This is a genomic window from Enterobacter sp. ZOR0014, from assembly GCF_000798855.1.
Lineage (GTDB): Bacteria > Pseudomonadota > Gammaproteobacteria > Enterobacterales > Enterobacteriaceae > Enterobacter > Enterobacter kobei.
In genome coordinates, this window is record NZ_JTLF01000307.1 from 71,907 (window position 1) to 90,897 (window position 18,991).

16 protein-coding genes are annotated in these 18,991 nt (G+C 53.8%); 6 read left to right on the plus strand and 10 right to left on the minus strand.

Translation table 11 applies throughout. The features are described from left to right. Complete coding sequence (locus L977_RS16730) at nt 1-192, minus strand: YnbE family lipoprotein (protein ID WP_014169918.1); 192 nt, start codon at nt 190-192, stop codon at nt 1-3. Continuing rightward, nucleotides 189-2,828, minus strand: a complete 2,640-nt coding sequence (locus tag L977_RS16735; RefSeq protein WP_047626279.1) for a YdbH family protein — start codon at nt 2,826-2,828, stop codon at nt 189-191. The genes L977_RS16730 and L977_RS16735 overlap by 4 nt, the downstream gene beginning before the upstream one ends. A gap of 642 nt (nt 2,829-3,470) precedes the next feature. Between L977_RS16735 and L977_RS16745 the strand changes: the two genes are divergently transcribed. Beyond that, entirely contained in the window at nt 3,471-4,460 is a 990-nt protein-coding gene (locus L977_RS16745; protein ID WP_023338286.1) for a 2-hydroxyacid dehydrogenase, read from the plus strand. Nucleotides 4,461-4,479: 19 nt separating this feature from the next. On the opposite strand, the gene L977_RS16750 is transcribed toward L977_RS16745, so the two are convergent. Both L977_RS16750 and L977_RS16755 read right to left on the minus strand, forming a co-directional pair. Then, complete coding sequence (locus L977_RS16750; RefSeq protein ID WP_023330312.1) at nt 4,480-5,688, minus strand: MFS transporter; 1,209 nt, start codon at nt 5,686-5,688, stop codon at nt 4,480-4,482. Nucleotides 5,689-5,794: 106 nt separating this feature from the next. Further along, a complete protein-coding gene (locus L977_RS16755; protein ID WP_023330311.1) occupies nt 5,795-6,247 on the minus strand; it encodes a MarR family winged helix-turn-helix transcriptional regulator in 453 nt (150 codons plus the stop codon). A gap of 71 nt (nt 6,248-6,318) precedes the next feature. Here L977_RS16755 and L977_RS16760 point away from each other — a divergent pair, with 71 nt between their 5' ends. Next, nucleotides 6,319-6,609 (plus strand): DUF1330 domain-containing protein, encoded by a 291-nt coding sequence (locus tag L977_RS16760; protein ID WP_047626281.1) that lies wholly within the window; start codon nt 6,319-6,321, stop codon nt 6,607-6,609. A 145-nt stretch (nt 6,610-6,754) separates the two neighbouring features. Continuing rightward, nucleotides 6,755-7,189: a universal stress protein UspF gene (uspF, locus tag L977_RS16765; protein WP_023338284.1), complete on the plus strand. Its 435-nt coding sequence runs from the start codon at nt 6,755-6,757 to the stop codon at nt 7,187-7,189. 75 nt (nt 7,190-7,264) lie between these two features. On the opposite strand, the gene L977_RS16770 is transcribed toward uspF, so the two are convergent. Together L977_RS16770 and dcp are read right to left on the minus strand one after the other, a co-directional pair. Next, a complete protein-coding gene (locus tag L977_RS16770) occupies nt 7,265-9,835 on the minus strand; it encodes a bifunctional diguanylate cyclase/phosphodiesterase (RefSeq protein WP_047626282.1) in 2,571 nt (856 codons plus the stop codon). Between the two features lie 298 nt (nt 9,836-10,133). Then, complete coding sequence (dcp, locus tag L977_RS16775; protein ID WP_047626283.1) at nt 10,134-12,167, minus strand: peptidyl-dipeptidase Dcp; 2,034 nt, start codon at nt 12,165-12,167, stop codon at nt 10,134-10,136. A 142-nt stretch (nt 12,168-12,309) separates the two neighbouring features. Here dcp and ydfG point away from each other — a divergent pair, with 142 nt between their 5' ends. Together ydfG and L977_RS16785 are read left to right on the plus strand one after the other, a co-directional pair. Then, the gene (gene ydfG, locus L977_RS16780) at nt 12,310-13,056 is read left to right on the plus strand and encodes a bifunctional NADP-dependent 3-hydroxy acid dehydrogenase/3-hydroxypropionate dehydrogenase YdfG (protein ID WP_023330307.1); all 747 of its coding nucleotides are present in this window, start codon (nt 12,310-12,312) and stop codon (nt 13,054-13,056) included. Nucleotides 13,057-13,147: 91 nt separating this feature from the next. Further along, on the plus strand, nt 13,148-13,834 hold the full coding sequence (locus tag L977_RS16785) for a GntR family transcriptional regulator (protein WP_014883681.1): 687 nt from the start codon (nt 13,148-13,150) through the stop codon (nt 13,832-13,834). A gap of 34 nt (nt 13,835-13,868) precedes the next feature. Here L977_RS16785 and L977_RS16790 read toward each other — a convergent pair whose 3' ends face one another. Beyond that, nucleotides 13,869-14,300, minus strand: a complete 432-nt coding sequence (locus L977_RS16790; RefSeq protein WP_014883680.1) for a universal stress protein — start codon at nt 14,298-14,300, stop codon at nt 13,869-13,871. A gap of 288 nt (nt 14,301-14,588) precedes the next feature. On the opposite strand from L977_RS16790, the gene ydfZ reads away from it, so the two are divergent. Further along, a complete protein-coding gene (gene ydfZ, locus L977_RS16795; RefSeq protein WP_014883679.1) occupies nt 14,589-14,792 on the plus strand; it encodes a putative selenium delivery protein YdfZ in 204 nt (67 codons plus the stop codon). Between the two features lie 43 nt (nt 14,793-14,835). Here ydfZ and L977_RS16800 read toward each other — a convergent pair whose 3' ends face one another. From L977_RS16800 to L977_RS16810, 3 genes are all read right to left on the minus strand, one after another. Next, nucleotides 14,836-16,299 carry a mannitol dehydrogenase family protein gene (locus L977_RS16800; RefSeq protein WP_047626284.1) on the minus strand — a complete coding sequence of 488 codons (1,464 nt, stop codon included), beginning with the start codon at nt 16,297-16,299 and terminating at the stop codon, nt 14,836-14,838. A gap of 219 nt (nt 16,300-16,518) precedes the next feature. Then, nucleotides 16,519-17,886 carry an MFS transporter gene (locus L977_RS16805; protein WP_014883677.1) on the minus strand — a complete coding sequence of 456 codons (1,368 nt, stop codon included), beginning with the start codon at nt 17,884-17,886 and terminating at the stop codon, nt 16,519-16,521. Nucleotides 17,887-17,956: 70 nt separating this feature from the next. Beyond that, nucleotides 17,957-18,979: a Zn-dependent oxidoreductase gene (locus tag L977_RS16810; protein ID WP_047626285.1), complete on the minus strand. Its 1,023-nt coding sequence runs from the start codon at nt 18,977-18,979 to the stop codon at nt 17,957-17,959. Nucleotides 18,980-18,991 lie beyond the last annotated feature (12 nt).

The following is an 18,991-nucleotide window of genomic DNA, read 5'->3' on the forward strand; positions in this document are numbered from 1 at the left end:
TCAGAACAGATCGCTGCGCGATTTCAGCAGGGTTTCAACGTCTTTATCGACCTTAATGTGGATCTCGTGTTCGATTTTGACATTCATATTGATGGTAATCGGCTCTTTCGGCGCAGCGACTTCAATACGCGGCGTACAGCCGGTCAGTAGCGCAGCAACGGCAACGGTGAGTACACCAGCCATCTTTTTCATTGTTGTTCCTCACTTTCCTTGCCAGTCGAACTGCGGAGACCGGGTATCGCCGCGTGTTGCTCAAACCAGGTTTGAAGGTTGTCTCCAAAACGCAGGCTGCGCCAGAGGGTAAAGACATTCTCGTCATGGGTATAGTTCAGGTTGACGGAGCTGCTTTTGCCATCCACACGGCTGGTTCCCTTGATGGTCGCCTGCATGGTTAATTCACCCAGGTTATCTAAATTGATTCTTGTCCACGAACGAGAAATTTCCATATAGCGGAGCCAGTTGATCGCGGCACCCGCAACCATATTATCTTTCACGATGGCATCCGCCGTATCTTTGTCGATACGCAGCGTCATTGGGCCAGGGTTGGTCAGCCAGCCATCTTTAATGATCCATTTTTCATTGTCCAGCCAGAATGGCAGCGCCCCGCTTACCGGGCCAGACATGGCAAACTGTTTCGGATTGACGGCGCCGATCAGTTCACTTGACGAGATATTGTCCACGCGAAGCAGCGCCGGATCGTGCTGCGGCATCCGCAACTGCTGCATCGTAATCTTCCCGCCGAGGGTTTCCACTTTCACGTTGGTAAGCAGCAGCGGATTGTCCTCCGTCCAGGGATAATCCCCCTGTAGATCGGCGGTAATATTTCGCGCGGTCACCAGGTTTTCCACTTCGCCAATACGCAACGTAACCGGGCCGCGCGTGCCCAGGGACCAGGTCCCCTTGCTGAAGCGGAACGGCAGCACAAAATCGACACCGTTGATCTGGTTATCCGGCATCCAGGCGCTACCGGCTTTCAGCACGCCGTGCCCCCCCGCCTCAAAGCCCTGATCGGCCGCCGCCGAGAAAGCCACCTGCGCATAGAGTTCCCCGTCACGCAGCATCATTTTCCAGTCCGGAGGGATCAGAGGCTGGAACACGGTGAGCGACTGTTTCGGCCACCAGGCCTGCCCGCGAAGGCGTTCACCATCCCAGCGACCATTCACCTGTACCGGGCCGATTTTCTCTGCATGGAGGTCGCCCTTAAACTGGAACACCGTCGGATCGGTGCCGTCGACGCTAAAGGTCAGCACCGACGGTGGCAGCGTGCTGCCACCGGAGAAACGGGTTTGCCCGGCATTGAGCGCCAGCGCGCCGCTGAACGTCGGCTTTTCGGCGTCACGGAACCAGCGCACGGGTTGATCCAGCACCAGACGCGGCGTGCTGACCTCCATGGTTCCATACTGGAGCTTGTCAAAACCGGTGGAGAGCGCCGTGAGCTCAATGAGTTTGTCACGCCACTCGCCTTTCCCGGCGACATCCCAGCGGGCATGCATCGGCGTAAAACTCCCTTTTCCCCAGTAGCGCCACTGCCAGAGACCGCTGTCGGGTAAAAAGTCGTTCGCCTGCCCGTCCAGATGCAGTTCAAAATCGCCCATCTCGTTTTCATGGGCACGCAGGATAGCCTGTAAACGCCCGTCCACGCCCTTCTGCGTCAGCTTCACACCTGCCAGCGGCCAGCGGATTTCATCGATATCAAGCGAGTCAATGATGCGCCCGCGCGAGCGAAGCAGTGCGCCCGGTTCAAAAGCGAGTTGCGGTTCATATACGCTGCCGGTCAGTGTTGCCGGCAATTTGGCATAAAGAATGAGGTCGTTTTGCTTCGCCTCACCGCTCAGATGCAGCGGCATGTCGCTGTTTTCCATACTGAGCCTGCCGGGCCCAATATTGAGTACCGCGTTGCCTTTCCCCGCATCACCATGGGTAAGCACGTTCAAACGCCCGGTCAGGGTGGCTTTCTCAAGCCCCTGCTGCCAGTTATCGGCGCGAAGCGAAACGCGTCCGCTCAGCGGCATACCGGACAGATCCCAGTTCCAGCGCCCGTCGCTGATGTTCAGCTGTTCCGCCGTAACTTGCCACGGCAGATCGAGCAGTGGATCAGGGTTGTCTCGCGCCATCACCACCAGTTGTCCACGGTTGTCTTCCCAGTCCAGATCGGCATCGACGAGAGACGTCAGTTGTGGCACGTTAAAGGTCGCCACCGCGTGGCCTTTTACCGGCACGCCATCCGGCACCAGCGGCAGAGTGAACTCCCCCACCAGTTTGATGGGCTGCGGCTGATCGGGTAGCTGAACATCGAACTGGCTGACCGAAAGCGTCTGGCCGCGAAGCGTTCCTTGAATGCTCACCCGCTCGCCTTTATAGGCTATCTCCTGGCTGGACGGGGTCAGCGAGGCCTTCAGCTCACCCTGCCACTGCTGCCAGGGCGAGAGGGTGAGACGGTGAATGGTCAGCCAGGTATTCGGTAATACCGCCTGCCACTGCGCCAGCGTTTTGGGGGCAACGGTCGACGGCGCGGATTGGGGAATTTTGCTGAGGCAGACGGCGTTAAGATCCAGCGCGCCGATATCCAGCTGCCAGCGGCTCGGATGTGACAGCGTCACGTTTTCAATGCGAGCAATTTCGCACTCTTCAACCAGATAGCGGAGATCGGGGATCACCAGCGCATGACGAGTCAGTTTAGGACTCTCTTCGAAAGCGATACGCGTCCCGACGGGAAGCCAGATTCCGGCAAGCGTCGGTACCCACTGAGCGAGCGTCATCAGCAGCGTCAGCGGCAATAAAATGAACAGCAGTAAAAGCGCAAGTGCGGCTTTGTATTTACCCTTCATGGGCAGTTAATATCCTGATTTAGCGAAAGAATTAAGCCGACGATGCTGAACATTGTCGCATGTTTAGCGGGTCAATTGAAGCCAAAGGCAAGTTTAAGGATAGAAGCTGTAGCGTTAAGTTGCGAAGCTAGTACCTGTTACGAGGTATCGCCAGGAGGTAAAGCATGGCAAATATTAATGACCCCCAATACACGGAGTCATACCGCCATGGGTCAAAGTTGATATGCAGAAAACCGCTCACAAAGTCCTGGCCATTGGCGAACACGTTGAGTTGTATGGCAGCACTGGCTAACACAAACAAGGTGTAAGCAATGAAAAGAGGATATTTTCTAGCTCTTTCAACTTTGAGTTTACCTCTGTACAGCAACAATAAAAACGCAATAGATATAATGAAATAGTACAAGGCAGGCAACATTGGCGGGGATAAAGACAACTCCAGTTGTAACGGCATACATTACTCTCCATCTCTGCCTGAAAATCCACCCGATTCCTGATGTTTCTGGCATTAAGAATATCATGGAGTTAGGGTAACAAGATGCTCTAGAATAATTCATAGAACTTATTGAATTCAATAATATTTTAGAAATTGTAAGATAATTTTAATCATGCTAACGTGAATGCAAAATCACTGGAGAAAGTCTTATGAAACTCGCGGTATATAGCACAAAGCAGTACGACAAAAAGTATCTGCAACATGTTAACGAAGCTTACGGGTTTGAGCTTGAATTTTTCGACTTTCTGCTGTCCGAAAAAACCGCCAAAACGGCGCACGGCTGTGAAGGCGTCTGCATTTTTGTTAACGATGACGGCAGTCGTCCGGTGCTGGAAGAGTTGAAAAAACAGGGAGTGAAGTATATCGCCCTGCGCTGTGCAGGCTTTAACAACGTGGATCTCGATGCGGCGAAAGAGCTGGGGCTGAAGGTGGTGCGCGTTCCGGCCTACTCCCCGGAAGCCGTCGCGGAACATGCGATTGGCATGATGATGTCGCTCAACCGTCGTATTCACCGCGCTTATCAGCGCACCCGTGATGCCAACTTCTCGCTGGAAGGGCTGACCGGCTTTACTATGTACGGTAAAACCGCAGGGGTGATCGGGACCGGGAAAATTGGCGTCGCTGCCCTGCGGATCCTCAAAGGCTTTGGCATGCGTCTGCTGGCATTTGATCCGTATCCAAGCGCCGCGGCGCTGGAGCTGGGCGTGGAATATGTCGACCTGCCGACCCTGTTCTCGCAGTCTGATGTGATCTCCCTGCACTGCCCGCTGACGCCGGAAAACTATCACCTGCTTAACCAGGCGGCGTTTGACCAGATGAAAGACGGCGTGATGATTATCAACACCAGCCGTGGTGGCCTGGTTGACTCTCAGGCCGCTATCGAAGCGCTGAAAACCCAGAAGATTGGCGCACTCGGGATGGACGTGTATGAGAACGAACGCGATCTGTTCTTTGAAGACAAGTCCAATGATGTGATTCAGGACGACGTGTTCCGCCGCCTGTCTGCCTGTCATAACGTCCTGTTTACCGGTCACCAGGCGTTTCTGACGGCTGAAGCGCTGATCAGCATTTCAGAAACCACGCTGGGTAACCTGCAGCAGCTGGAAAAAGGCGAAACCTGCCCTAACGAGCTGGCATAAGTATGACGCCGGGTGGCGGCTATGCCCCACCCGGCGTACTGTCTGTTTCCCAGGTTCGGTGAGCAACGCGCCACCAGAGCAGGACGGCCACCAGCGCAATCGCGCTCAGCACGCTGAATGCCGTCGCAAAGGAGTAATGCCCTGCTATCGTGCCGGTTAGCGCCGGGCTCATCGATGCCCCAACGCCCTGCATCAACATCACCACGCTCTGCCCGGCATTGACGTGCCCGCTCCCTCGCAACAGCACAACAATAAACGACGGTACCACGACGCCGAGGATGCCTGCGGCCAGCCCGTCGAGAATTTGCACCGGGATCATCATCAACGGCGCGTCCGTGGACGCCGCCAGCGCCGCACGCACCGGCATCACCAGCAGCGCCAGCATAATTAATCGCCAGTAGCCGTAGTGTTCTATTCTCCGTGCGACCCAAATGGCGACGGGGATCATCACGGCCTGAGAGATAATGACAGTGCCCGCTGCATACAAGCCGGGGTTGATTGAGGCGGGTGCCGCCGCAACCCTCATGCTGAGCATCGGTAACAGCGCAGCGTTCGCCAGATGAAACAGGAGCAGCGTCAGTCCGGTAACAAACAGCGCCCGGTTTTTAATCAGCACCGCAAAGCCCGGAACAGGCAGGTTCGCTGAAGAGGACAACCCGCGCGCGGCATTGTTGTCGATATCCTTATTGCGAATGGCAAGCAGCGCACACAACGTTAGCAACGTCGTACAGGTCATCAGCAGGAAAATTCCGCCGACGCCCCAGTACCAGGCAATGCCACCAGCCATCAGTGCGGTCATAAAATTGCCCGCATGATTGAACGCCTCATTTTTGCCCATCTGCGCGCTGAACCCACTCTGGCCGGTCAGCCCTAAGGTAATTCCGGTGATCAATGGCCCCACAAACGCCGCACAGATGCCGGTGATAATTTGTGAAACGGCGACAACGCCGCTCTGCTGGCTAAACCAGAGCAGAAGCGTGCTCAGGGTGATCAACAGGCAAAGTAGCGCGAGTACAGCGCGTTTGTTTCGGGAGGTGTCGGTGATGAATCCCGCCGGGAGCGTGGCCAGTAAACCCGCCAGCCCACCCGCCGTCATCAGAATACCAATATCATCAGGCGTCCAGTGACGTTCGGTGAGAAAAATACCGAGAAAAGGGCCGAGGCCATCGCGGACATCCGCAATGAAAAAACTGGTCAGGCATAACGCCCGCAGCGAACGAAGAGACATACTGCCTGCCTTTACAAAGGGTCGCCTGAAAAAATTAAAACGTAGTATACCCGGCATTGCGCGGTTTGGTACGTCGCGTCGCAGGTACGGATTGTCGCGGATCGCGTCATAAAGAAGCAGTGGCTTTGCCCAGGCTTCTCATCATATTCGTCGTCAGGCTAAGTTGTTCGCTCCCCATCTGATGGGACAGTTCTTCCATCGCTGCCTTCCATACCGGAATGACCTGTTCGAGCAGGCTCCAGCCCTCTGCTGTGAGGGTGAGTCGTTTACCGGCACGCCCCCGGCCTCCCACCGCGTCGATAATGCCGCGGGACACCATACTACCTATATTTCGACTCAGCGTGGTGGCATCTACCCCCGCCCTTGCGGCCAGTTCTGCAACGGTTTCATTGGGTGCACCTCCGATCCCAACCAAAAGACTGAACTGCTCTGCGGTCAGACCAAACGGTCTTAAGCAGGCGTTGTAATAGCGTGTAATAGCCCGGGCAGTGGCTCGCGCCTGAAACACAGGACAGACTTCCGGAATGGTCTTCAGCAGCGCCACATCGATGTTGTTCATCTTTTCATCTCGACAATCAATACAATATCAAATACTGTATATACACTATTAATCAGATTTGAGGAACAGTGATGCCCGCATTCGTCCACATCAACTTACGTATTATTGACCCTGCGCGACAGGCCAGCCTTGCCCCCCGCTTCACATTAGCGTTAGAGGAAGCGGGAGGGATAATTGTGCATTTTGGTTCGGTTGCAGAAGTACTCGAAGGCGATGAAGCCCCGTTACCCTATGCTGGCATTTTTGAATTCCCGACTTTAGATCAGGCGCTTGCTTTCTATCATTCAGAAAAGTATGCGCCGATTAAGGCTGAACGCCAGCTAGCCCAGCAGGCCAGGATGTTCATCGTCACGACAGGCTGAACGCGTCATTGACCCCATGCCGGGAACGTTCGCCTGTATAGCTATCACAGAACCGAAATTTGTCTCCGTTATGACAACCTGCTCTCTGTTTTCCTGGAATTAACGGTCTAACCTGAATTGTGTAAAAAACACTCAGGAGGGACAAATGTACAATTCAATTTTGGTTCCAATTGATATTTCCGAAGATAGCCTGACGCATATGGTGATTCCTTTCGTTCAGGCTCATACCGCACTTAACACAGCTAAAGTCCATTTTCTTACGGTCATTCCTTCGCTACCTTATTATTCATCTTTAGGCCTGGCCTACTCCGTGGAGATGCCGAAGCTAAAAGAGTTCCAGCATGCGGCCTTAGAAAAACTGGATGAAATCGTTAAGCAATTTAAAATTCCGCCAGAAAAGGTGCAGACGCACGCCGTTACGGGATCGCCAAAAGATCAGATCCTTAAACTCGCGGACACGATCGGCGCCGACCTGATCATCATCGCCTCCCATAAGCCTGACATATCAACGTATCTGTTAGGTTCAAATGCGGCGGCAGTGGTGCGCCACGCAAAATGCCCTGTGCTGGTCGTAAGATAAAAAACCGGGCGAAGAGCCCGGTTTTTTTGCTGACACTTCCCTGTCCCAGGGGGCGCGGAAAATGCTAAAACGCGTTTATGTATTCACCACGCTGGCGTTTAAATTGAGATCGGCAATGGCGGCGGGTTTTCCAAGTAAATATCCCTGAACTTCATCACACTTATTTTTTTTAAGAAAAGCCAGCTGTTCGCTGGTCTCCACTCCTTCAGCGGTCACTTCCATGGAATAGGCTTTACCCAAATCGATTATCTTCTCGACTACCGATTGGTTCTGTGGCGAATCCGCTAAGGTAAAAATAAAGCTTTTATCGAGCTTTAGCCCATCAAACTGAAACTTTCGAAGATAGCTCAGAGAGGCATAGCCTGTACCGAAATCATCGATCAGAATCCGTACGCCCATTTTTTTGAGGGCTTTCATGGTGTACAACGTTTTTTCTGGATCGGAAAGCGTGACATTTTCAGTCACTTCTATTTCCAGCCTGGTGGGTTCAAGTCCCGTTTCGTGAAGAATTTCTTTTACTCTTTCAGCCAGATCGCTCGCCTGGAATTCAATAGCCGAAATGTTGACTGATACCGATAACCCTGGCAATTGTTCTTTGGCCTCCGTACACGCTTTACGAATGACCCAGTTGCTGAGGCTAATAATCAGCCCTGTTTCTTCAGCCAACGGGATAAACTGATCGGGCATCATGGTTCCTCGATCCGGGTGTTGCCACCGGACCAGCGCTTCGACGGCATCTGTTTTCGAATATCGGAGGTTATAACGCGGTTGATAAACCAGATAGAGTTGGTCTTCGCGAATGGCGGTCTTCAGCTCCAGTTCGAGTTTTCTGCGTTCGGTCAGCTTTTCCGACATATCCTGGCGATAATAGACCCATCGGTTTCTCCCGGATTGTTTTGCCTGGTAAAGCGCAATGTCAGCATAGCGCAGAAGATCGTTTGCGCTGTTGCCGTCTTGTGGCGCCAGTGCAATCCCCATGCTTACCCCTATTGTCACATCATTGCCATCAATGGTGAAAGGACGGTTGAGTTCTGACACGATGCGCTGGCACACCTCTTCAATCTGGTCTGTCTGGCTGGTATTACCGAGGAGCAGCATAAATTCATCCCCGCCCTGCCGTGCAACAAAATCACCGCTCCGAATACAGCTTTTAAGACGTAAGGCGACCTCGCCAAGCAGAGCGTCGCCGGTGGAATGCCCAAAAATGTCATTGACGGGTTTGAACTTGTCCAGATCCAGGCAAATCATTGCAAAGGGATAATTATTGACGCCTTCATTCGCTAACCGGCCCGCCAGAAACTCCTTAATATGATACCGGTTTGGAAGCCCCGTTAATTCATCATGCCGTGACAGGAATTCCACACGTTTAGTTGCTTCCACTTCCAGAGAGACATCTGTTGCCGCGCCCCGTAAAACCACCGAACCATCAGGCTGAGAAGAAAATTTAGCCAGAAGCGTGCAGTAGGACGTGGATTGCTGATAGTTAATATAAGGGCAATTCTTAAATTCGAAGCGTCCAGTTAATTCCCGGTGGCGGACACGATCATAAAGTAAGTGACTTGTCGACGGAAAGAGCTCATCCAGCCTGCAGCCGATCCATTGACTATGTTCATATCCCGTTACCGTGGAGAAACGACCTGATAGCCATGTAATCTTTAACGATAAGTCAGTTTCCCAGAACCAATCGCTGGTTGTTTCACTGACATCCCTGAATCGTTTTTCACTGGTGATAAGATTCAACCGTGCCTGCTCAAGGAGAAAGGCATTTTCGTCATGAATTCTCGCCTTGTGCATAATATGACGCATAAGGATCACCGTCATCGATATTGTCAGCAGTACGGAAAGAATGAGTAATGGCAGGAAATAAACGATCAGCGCCTGGCCAGGATTTTCACTGTCCCATAAAATATGCACATCACCATTTGGCGTGCTTATGGTCAATGACGTCTGATTATTCACTTCATTGGGTGAAATGCGAACATTTTTGATGGCGGCATCATGCCCAATCGCAAGGAGTTTTTTAGCCGTTAATTTGTCGACAAACACCATGACTGAAGGCCTGCCCGGTAACGGTTGCACACTCGAATCATCACCCGTTGTTATCCATTCAGCAGAAACAATGGCCGGTATGCCGTCGATAAGCGTTAGCATGGACACCGGCAATCCCTTTTTTTTGCTCAGTTCACTGAGTAAACGGTCTTTTGTGGATTGACCCAACCAACGCTCCAGATCTTCAGGTATCCGTTTCCCGGAAATCACGCTGTAGCGCGTGGCGCCTTCCGGAGAGAGAACAAACACCCCCTCATAGCCAAAGTTATCATACAGAGACTTGCCAAGATTCTGCTTATCCCATGCCCAGTGCATGTCAACATTCTGATGAAGATGTTTGTAGGCATCCCCCCACTCGGCATAGTCTTTCAAATGGCTACGGATGCTCTCCTGTCGGGTATCTAACGCTTTTCTTAGTAAGAAATCATCATGCGAATCGCTGATTTCATTAACATTATTTTTTATTATCAACAAAGAAATTATTGCCGCCGCAAAAATAGCGATCAGCAACGTTACAACATAGGTAAAGGTTTTATTTATCAGCCTCTTAGAATGCTCAGCATCCGTAAAGCCAGGAGTGGTCAGAGGTAGGGTCATCTTTCGCCTTCTTAACTGCTATAACGTCGATTTTTTTGTTATCCTCATTTATCGGCATAAAAGGGCAAAAATTTAGAATTAAAAAAGACATTTGAAAGAAGATTTTATTTCTTACAACCCAGATCAAATTATTAACAGTTCTCGAATGTAGAGCTTTGTCTCTATTAATAAAAAAATCCTTTTATCGGCGCGTTCAATTTCACCGGTTATCTTTCAAAAGCATGCTAAAATATCGCTGATTAAAGGGTATAAAAAACCGGGCTTCACGCCCGGTTCTTTTTTTCAGCCCAAATGGACACTATTCACTTAACCCACGATTCTCCAGCATCGGTTCAATCCTCGGATCGTGCCCGCGCCAGTTCCGGTAAAGTTCACCTAAATCAGTGCTGTTCCCGCGCGACAAAATCGCCTCGCGGAATTTCTGTCCGTTTTCACGCGTCAACCCGCCCTGCTCGACAAACCACTGATAGCCATCGTCTGCCAGCATTTGCGTCCACAGGTAGGCGTAATACCCCGCCGCATAGCCACCGCCGAAGATATGGGCAAAATAGCTGCTGCGATAACGCGGGGGTACCGCGGGCAGGTCCAGCCCCTCTTTTTTCAACGCAGCCGTTTCAAAGGCTTCAACGTCAGATACGGCTTCACTGATGGCGTGCCAGTTCATGTCCAGCAATGCCGCACCCAGCAGCTCCGTCATGTCATAACCCTTGTTGAAATGGGTCGCGTTGAGCATGCTTTCCCGCAGCGCGTCCGGCATCGGTTCACCGGTTTCGTAGTGACGGGCGTAGCGGGTAAATACCTGAGGATGGCTGGCCCAGTGTTCATTGATCTGCGACGGAAATTCAACGAAATCACGCGGCGTATTGGTACCGGACAGCGTGGCGAAGCGCTGGCTGGCAAACAGACCGTGCAGGGTATGCCCAAACTCGTGGAACAGGGTAATTACGTCGTCCCAGGAGAGTAACGCGGTGCCCCCGTTACCCGGTTTTGGGTAGTTACAGACATTGTAGATAACCGGGCGGGCAGAAAACTCAAAAGATTGTTCAACGAAATTGCCCATCCAGGCTCCGCCCTGCTTGGAATCGCGGGCAAAGAAGTCGCCGTAAAACAGCGCCATCCCTTCACCGGTATGGTCGAAAATTTCCCATACGCGAACGTCCGGATGATAAACCGGAATATCGAAGCGTTCCACGAAGCGGATACCGAACAGCTGGCTGGCCGCCCAGAAGACGCCGTCATGCAACACGGTATTGAGCGCAAAGTAGGGCCGGATCTGCGACTCATCAAGCGCATATTTCGCCTGGCGCACGCGCTCGGCATAAAAGGCCCAGTCCCAGGCCTGCACGGTGAAACCGCCCTGCTCGTCATCAATCACTTTCTGAATATCGGCCTGTTCGCGCTCCGCACGGGCACGGGCGGCAGGCACAATGCCGCGCATAAAAGCCAGCGCGGCGTCGGGGGTTTTCGCCATCTGGTCGGCAATACTCCAGCTGGCGTAATCCTCAAAGCCCAGCAGGCGAGCCTGACGCGCACGGAGCGCCGTCAGACGCAGGATCAGCGCGCGGGTATCGTTTTCATCCCCTTTCTGGGTACGCGTCCAGCCTGCGTTGAACAGGTTTTCACGCGTCTGCCGATTGCGCAGCGCAGAGAGCGCAGGTTGTTGAGTCGTATTCAGCAGCGAGATCAGCCAGCGGTCGTTAAGCCCTTTTTCCGCGGCCGCCTGCGCGGCGGCGGCGATCTCTTCTGCACTGAGCCCCTCAAGCTGATGCGCATAATCCACCACCAGCCCACCCGCTTTATCGGCGGAAAGCAGACGCTGGTTAAACTGGCTGGTCAGGGAGGCTGCCTCGGTGTTCAGCGCCTTCAGCTCGGCTTTTTCTGTCTCATTCAGACGCGCACCGGCCAGAATAAACCGCTGGTACGTCTCCTCGACCAGCCGACGGGACTCGGCATCCAGCGCACCGCGATCTTGCCAGACGCTCTCAACGCGGGCGAAAAGTGTGTCATTCAGCCAGATGTCATTCGCCAGCGCGGCAAGTTCAGTAGAAAACTGCTCCTCTAACTCTTGCAGGTACGGATTGGTATGCGCAGAGGTCATGGCGAAAAAGACGCTGCTGACGCGCGAGAGCATAACGCCGATTTTCTCCAGCGCCAGCACGGTATTATTGAAGTCTGGCGCGGCGGTTTGCGAGACAATCGCATCAATGTCCGCCCGCTTCTGACGCAGCGCTTCATCGAACGCCGGACGATAGTGACTGTCGTTAATCTGATCAAAATGGGGTGCCTGGTAAGGCAACAGACTGATTTCAAAAAAAGGATTCGTGGCCGTCATCTTTCACTCCTCAGAACGGATATCTTCCCAGAGTAGGCCAGGCCGCCATCACCTGCAATGCTGTCATACAAATGTTGCCTTAACGCACCCTCTGCGGCCGTGCTATGTTAGTACAACACAAAAAGCGTTGAGGAACAGTGAGATGATTATTTTAGTTACCGGGGCAACGGCGGGTTTTGGTGAATGCATCACGCGTCGCTTCGTCGCCAACGGGCACAAGGTGATTGCAACGGGCCGTCGTCAGGAGCGCCTGCAGGAGCTGAAAGATGAATTAGGTGACAGCATCCTGACCGCACAGCTGGACGTGCGCAATCGCGCAGCCATTGAAGAGATGATTGCTAACCTGCCTGCCGAGTGGCGCGCCATTGATCTGCTGGTCAACAACGCCGGACTGGCGCTGGGCATGGAGCCCGCGCACAAAGCCAGCGTTGAAGACTGGGAAAACATGATCGACACCAACAACAAAGGGCTGGTCTATATGACTCGCGCGGTGTTGCCGGGCATGGTTGAGCGTAATCGCGGTCACATTATCAATATTGGTTCTACTGCCGGGAGCTGGCCTTACGCGGGCGGCAACGTCTATGGTGCGACCAAAGCGTTTGTTCGTCAGTTCAGCCTGAACCTGCGCACCGATCTGCACGGCACCGCCATTCGCGTTACCGATATCGAGCCGGGTCTGGTGGGCGGCACCGAATTCTCCAACGTGCGCTTCAAGGGTGACGACGCGAAAGCGGATAAAACCTACGAAAATGCTAATGCGCTGACGCCGGAAGATGTCACTGAAGCGGTCTGGTGGGTGGCGACGCTGCCTAAGCACGTCAACATCAATACCGTGGAAATGATGCCAGTGACCCAGAGTTTTGCCGGACTTAGCGTCCATCGTGGCTAAATAAGCCCCACCCGGCCTGCGGGCCGGGTCTGTTTCGGGTTCGAAAAGAATGGTAGTATGTTCAGGCTAACTCTCTGAGAAATGACAACTCATGGCCGCTGAATCGCAACTCAATCCCACCCAGCCCGTAAACCAGCAAATCTATCGCATTTTGCGACGTGATATTGTCCATTGCCTGATTCCGCCGGGAACGCCGCTTTCTGAAAAAGAGGTCTCGGTGCGTTTTGACGTCTCCCGTCAGCCGGTGCGTGAAGCGTTCATTAAGCTTGCTGAAAACGGCCTGATTCAGATCCGCCCGCAGCGCGGCAGCTACGTAAACAAAATTTCACTTTCTCAGGTGCGTAACGGCTGTTTCGTTCGCCAGGCCATTGAATGCGCGGTCGCCCGCCGGGCGGCAACGCTTATCAATGATAACCAGTGTTACCTGCTGGAGCAGAACCTGCATCAGCAGCGTATAGCGATCGACCGTAAGCAGCTCAACGATTTCTTCCAGCTCGATGATGAATTCCACCAGAAACTGGCACAAATAGCGGATTGTCAGTTGGCCTGGGATACCATTGAGAACATCAAGGCCACCATCGACCGCGTGCGTTATATGAGCCTCGATCACGTCTCCCCGCCGGAAATGCTGCTCAGACAGCATCACGATATTTTCAGCGCGCTGGAAAAACGCGACCCGGACGGCGTGGAAAAAGCGATGACGCTGCATTTGCAGGAAATCAGCGAATCCGTGCAGCTTATTCGTCAGGAAAACAGCGAGTGGTTTAGCGAGGAGTAATATTCGCCGCACCCTGTTGGGCGCGGCGTTGGGTTTAGCGAACTACTAACACCGGAATCGTGGCGTAGCGCAGAATGGATTCCGCATTCGATCCCAGCAGATGGGTGGTGATGCTCGGGTTTTTCGACCCGATGACAATCGCATCGTATTTCCCCTCCTTGCTCAGCTTGATAATTTCATCGCGAACGTTGCCAAAACGAACCATGCTGTGAATATTCTCTGGGGCAATATCAAACAGTCTTTTTAATTCGTTCATTTTCTTCGCGGATTCCGCGGTCATATACTCTTCAAACTTTTTGATATCGGCATTGAACCCGCGCAGGAGAGACCGACTGCTGGCAGGCAGAATGTTGACCAGGGTAATTGATGCCCCCTCTGCCTTTGCAAGGCTTGCCGCGTGGCGAACCGCTTTGTCGCTCAAATCCATTTCAAACACATCTACAGGCATCAAAATGTTCTTATACATAAGCCTGACTCCTTATTCCGATGAAAGGGTTATTTCCTGTACCCAGAATGGCAGCAGAAATATAAACCAATCCTAAACGCTTCCATGTTGAAACTATCAATAAATGAAAATAACGGTCTGCTTTGTAAATTGCTGTCGCGAACCGTCACCACCTCATGTCATTAAGAAAAAAGTGTGACTTTGATCAAAAACAAAAACATCACTTGCAGACAGGCGTATTTATATGCCCCGTGAACGGTGAAACCTGAAATACCGCCGTAACGGATAAGTTAGAGAGGAGAAAATACCATGATGACATACGACCGTAACCGCAATGCAATTACCACTGGCAGCCGCGTGATGATTAGCGGCACAGGCAAAACTGGCGTGATTAAAGCGATCCACAGCGACGGGCTGGATGCCGCGCAGGTGCGCCGCAGCAAAACGGTGGAAGTGGAAGGATGCGAAGGTAAGTTCGAGCCGATTGAGCTGATTCGTCTGGGTATGCACTAAGTTGTGCGCTGACATGCCGCCGCACACGGCGGCATGTACTGAATTACCGTTGAGACGCGTACTGCGCCACGGTAGCTTTCGCGCCCTTTTGCACCAAAGACCGGTACGCGGTCATCACCGCATCAACAAAGACCGTCTCACGCGGTAATTCTTTGCCAAAGATAGACTCAATGCCGAGCAGCGCACGCACGCGGCTTTCCCCTTCAGCACTTCCCTTCACTGCCGCCTGAATCACCGCCAGCTGCGGATCGCTCACCTCGATGGCATTACCCTGCTCATCCACTCCGCCGACATAGCGCATCCAGCCCGCCACGCCCAGCGCCAGCAGGGGGAAAGGTTTCTGATGCACCAGATGCCAGCGCACGGAATCTAACATGCGTTGCGGGAGCTTCTGACTGCCGTCCATCGCGATTTGCCAGGTGCGATGACGCAGAGCCGGGTTGCTGTAGCGGGCAATCAGCAGATCGGCGTAATGTCCTAAATCGACGCCTTTCACCTTCAGGGTCGGCGCCTGCTCGTGGAGCATCAGCGCGTGAGCCGCAACGCGGTAATTCTCATCTTCCATGCAGTCGTTGATATGCTGATAACCGGCCAGATACCCCAGGTAAGCCAGGAAGGAGTGGCTGCCGTTAAGCATGCGCAGCTTCATCTCTTCAAACGGAATGACGTCTGATACCAGCTCGGCCCCGGCTTTTTCCCACGCAGGACGCCCCGCCACAAAGTTGTCTTCGATCACCCACTGGCGGAAGGGTTCACAGGCCACGCCCGCCGGATCACGCACGCCAGTGAGCTGTTCGATTTTATCCAGCGTATCAGGCGTGACCGCAGGTACGATGCGATCCACCATGGTTGACGGGAACGTGACGTTAGCCTCGATCCAGTCCGCCAGCTCACCGTCTACCGCCCGGGCATAGGAGCAGGTTACGTTGCGCATCACATGACCGTTTTCCGGCATGTTGTCGCAGGACATCACGCTAAAGGCCGGTAACCCCGCCGCTTTGCGACGCGCCAGCGCTTCCACCACCACACCCGGTGCGGACGTCGGCTGATGCGGGTTTTGCAGGTCGGCGGCGATGAATGGATGATCGAGCATCAGTTGCCCGGTTGCGGGAGAGTGACAGTAGCCCTTCTCGGTAATGGTCAGTGAAACAATCGCCACCTGCGGTTCGCACATCGCTGCCAGTACGGTCTCCAGCCCGTCAACCTGCGCGTGGTGGGCCTTTTTGACCACGCCCACCACGCGGGATGTCCACGCTTCGGCGGACATCTCCGCTACGGTATAGAGGTTATCCTGCGCCTTCAGGTCGGCAATTTGCTGCTCGCCGCCAATCAGGTTGACCTCACAGTAGCCCCAGTCGCTGCCATAATCAGACGCGAGGATGTCGGCATACACCGCCTGATGCGCGCGGTGAAAGGCGCCAAATCCCAAATGAACAATGCGTGCTTTAAGGCTGTCGCGATTGTACTGAGGCAGCGTCGCTTTGGCCTGTAATAACGTGTTTTCCATGATTAAGACTCGTTAATTAGAAAGCTGTGGATCGCTGCCGCTTGTTATAAAGCGGCAGCGTCTGCTGACTACACCAACTAGAATGGCAGTTGGGGTAAAAAATCTCTGCCATCCACCATACTGATACTGCCATTTGAGATTTTGATTTATATTAACTTTTGTTCAGGTGGTGTGACACAAAGGCAAAGTTGTGTGACAAGTCACGCAGGCTGTATACCATTACCGCCGTGACGATACCGTGCCGTAGGCCACAGGCTCTTTTGGCGTGGCCTCCGCAGCATCTTCCGCTGCGCTCAAATCACGATCCCGCACTTCGGGCATCAGGCAGGCCGAGACCAGACCAATCACTGAGTAAGCCACCAGCATGGCCACAATCGGCCACCAGGAACCGGTCATGTTACAGAAGATCCCCGCCAGCACCGGACCAAACCCCACCGCCACCAGACCGCCCGCCTCTTTGGAGATAGCCATCCGGGTAAAGCGATTTCGCGAGCCAAACATCTCCGCCATGGTGATATTTTCCAGCGCAAACAGCCCCAGTACCGCGAAATTATGGATAACGATGATGGAGAGCATAATGGTTCCCGGCGCATAGCTTTTATCGACGATGATCGACAGCATCGGGTAGGCCAGAATAATGGCGGAAATATTAAGGATAATGTACGGCAGACGGCGTCCCACTTTATCGGACAGCCAGCCCAGCAGCGGGATAGAGATAAACCCAAGAATGGAGCTTATCATCAGCGCGTCGGTGGGAATGGCTTTATCGAACAGCAACGTCTGGACCAGATAACCGGCCAGAAACGTCTGAATCAGACCCGAGTTGCCCGCCTGACCGAAACGCAGACCGGTCGCCAGCCAGAAAGATTTACTTTTCACCATGGCACCTAACGATGTGTCCGGCTGCGCGGTTTGAGCATCGTTCACTTTCTCAAAGACCGGGCTTTCCTTGAGGTTCATACGCAGCCAGATGGCAAAGATCATCACCACGACGCTGGCGAGGAACGGCACGCGCCAGCCCCAGGCGAGCAGCTGTTCGCGGTCGAGGGCAAAGAACATAACGGCCCAGATAGCGGTCGCGCTCAGCGTCCCGCAGTTAGTCCCCATCGCCACCAGCGAGGAGATGATGCCGCGTTTACCTTTCGGTGCATACTCCGCCAGCATGGTCCCTGCCCCGGAGATCTCTGCCCCTGCCCCGAGTCCCTGAATGATGCGCAGCGTCACCAGCAGTACGGGCGCGAAAATCCCGATCTGTGCATAGGTGGGCAGCACGCCAATCAGCGTGGTGCAGATCCCCATCATGGTGATGGTGATAAACAGTACCTTTTTACGGCCAATGCTGTCGCCCATGCGACCAAAAATAAAGGCGCCGACGATACGTGCGATATAGCCTGCACCGTAGGTTCCCATCGCCAGGATCAGTGCCATCGCAGCGGACTGTTCCGGGAAGAAGATTTCATGAAATACCAGGGCGGCCCCCAGCGAGTAGAGCTGGAAATCCATGAACTCCAGCGCGGTGCCCAGCCAGCCTGAAACGGCGGCTTTCACCAGATCGGAGGTGGTTCTTTGAGGTTGTGCTTGCGTCATAATGGCTATCTCTGAAAGGTAAGATGCGTACCACATAGAGCCCGTCTTCGCGGGCTCTTCACCGCGTGAATTATTCTGGGTTGAACGTGAGCAGGACCTTGCAGCACTGCCTCTGGTCTTTCTCAAACAGTTCAATGGCGTCTGTTACATGGTGATAGTCAAAGGTATGGGTGATCAGTTTTTCCGGGTCGATCAGTCCTTTTGTCAGCCAGTCGATGACGACCGGGAATTTATTGGCGTTCAGGCGCGAGGAGAAAATCGCCAGCTCTTTGCCGGTGATGCCCTGCTGAACAATCTGGCTCGGTTCGCTGGAGAAGCCCATCAGCACGATGCGCGCCGCCGGCGAGGCCAGGGTTATCGCTTCCTGTAAAATGGACGGATGACAGGCGGCATCAATGATTAACGTCGGTTTGATGCCTTTTTCGTCCAGCGCGGCCTGCAACGACTGCTCGCCGTTATTAAAGACCCAGTCCGCGCCGCTGCGCTGGGCCATTGCCAGGCGTTCGTCTATGCGGTCAACCACAATCACCTGTTTCACCTTATAGACGCCCTTCAGCGCCTGCACGGTGACCAGCCCCATCGGGCCTGCGCCGTAGATCAGCGCCACGTCCTGTTCACCAGGGTTGGCCTGCCCCGTCACGTTGGCGGCAATGGTAAATGGCTCAACCATGACGGCGTGTTTATCCGGGATCGCATCCGGGATGCGCCAGGCATTTTTTGCGGGTACCGTTGCATATTCGCTGAAACCGCCGTCGCGGTGAACGCCCAGCACCACCAGCGAGGTGCAGACGTTTGGTTTTCCGACGGAGCACGGGTAGCAGTGTCCGCAGCTGATCACCGGGTCAACCGACACGCGTTCTCCTGACCGGGACGGATCCACGCCCTCGCCAACGGCATCGATCACGCCAAAAAACTCGTGGCCAATCACGCGCGGATACTTCGCAAACGGGTTATGGCCGCGGTAGATGTGGCTATCCGAACCGCAGATCCCGGCGAGTGTGATTTTGACGCGCACTTCGCCTGCGCCTGGCTGCGGGCGTGGACGCGCTTCAATGACCAGCTGGTTCGGCTGTTGAATGACTATGCTTTTCATCGTTCGCTCCTC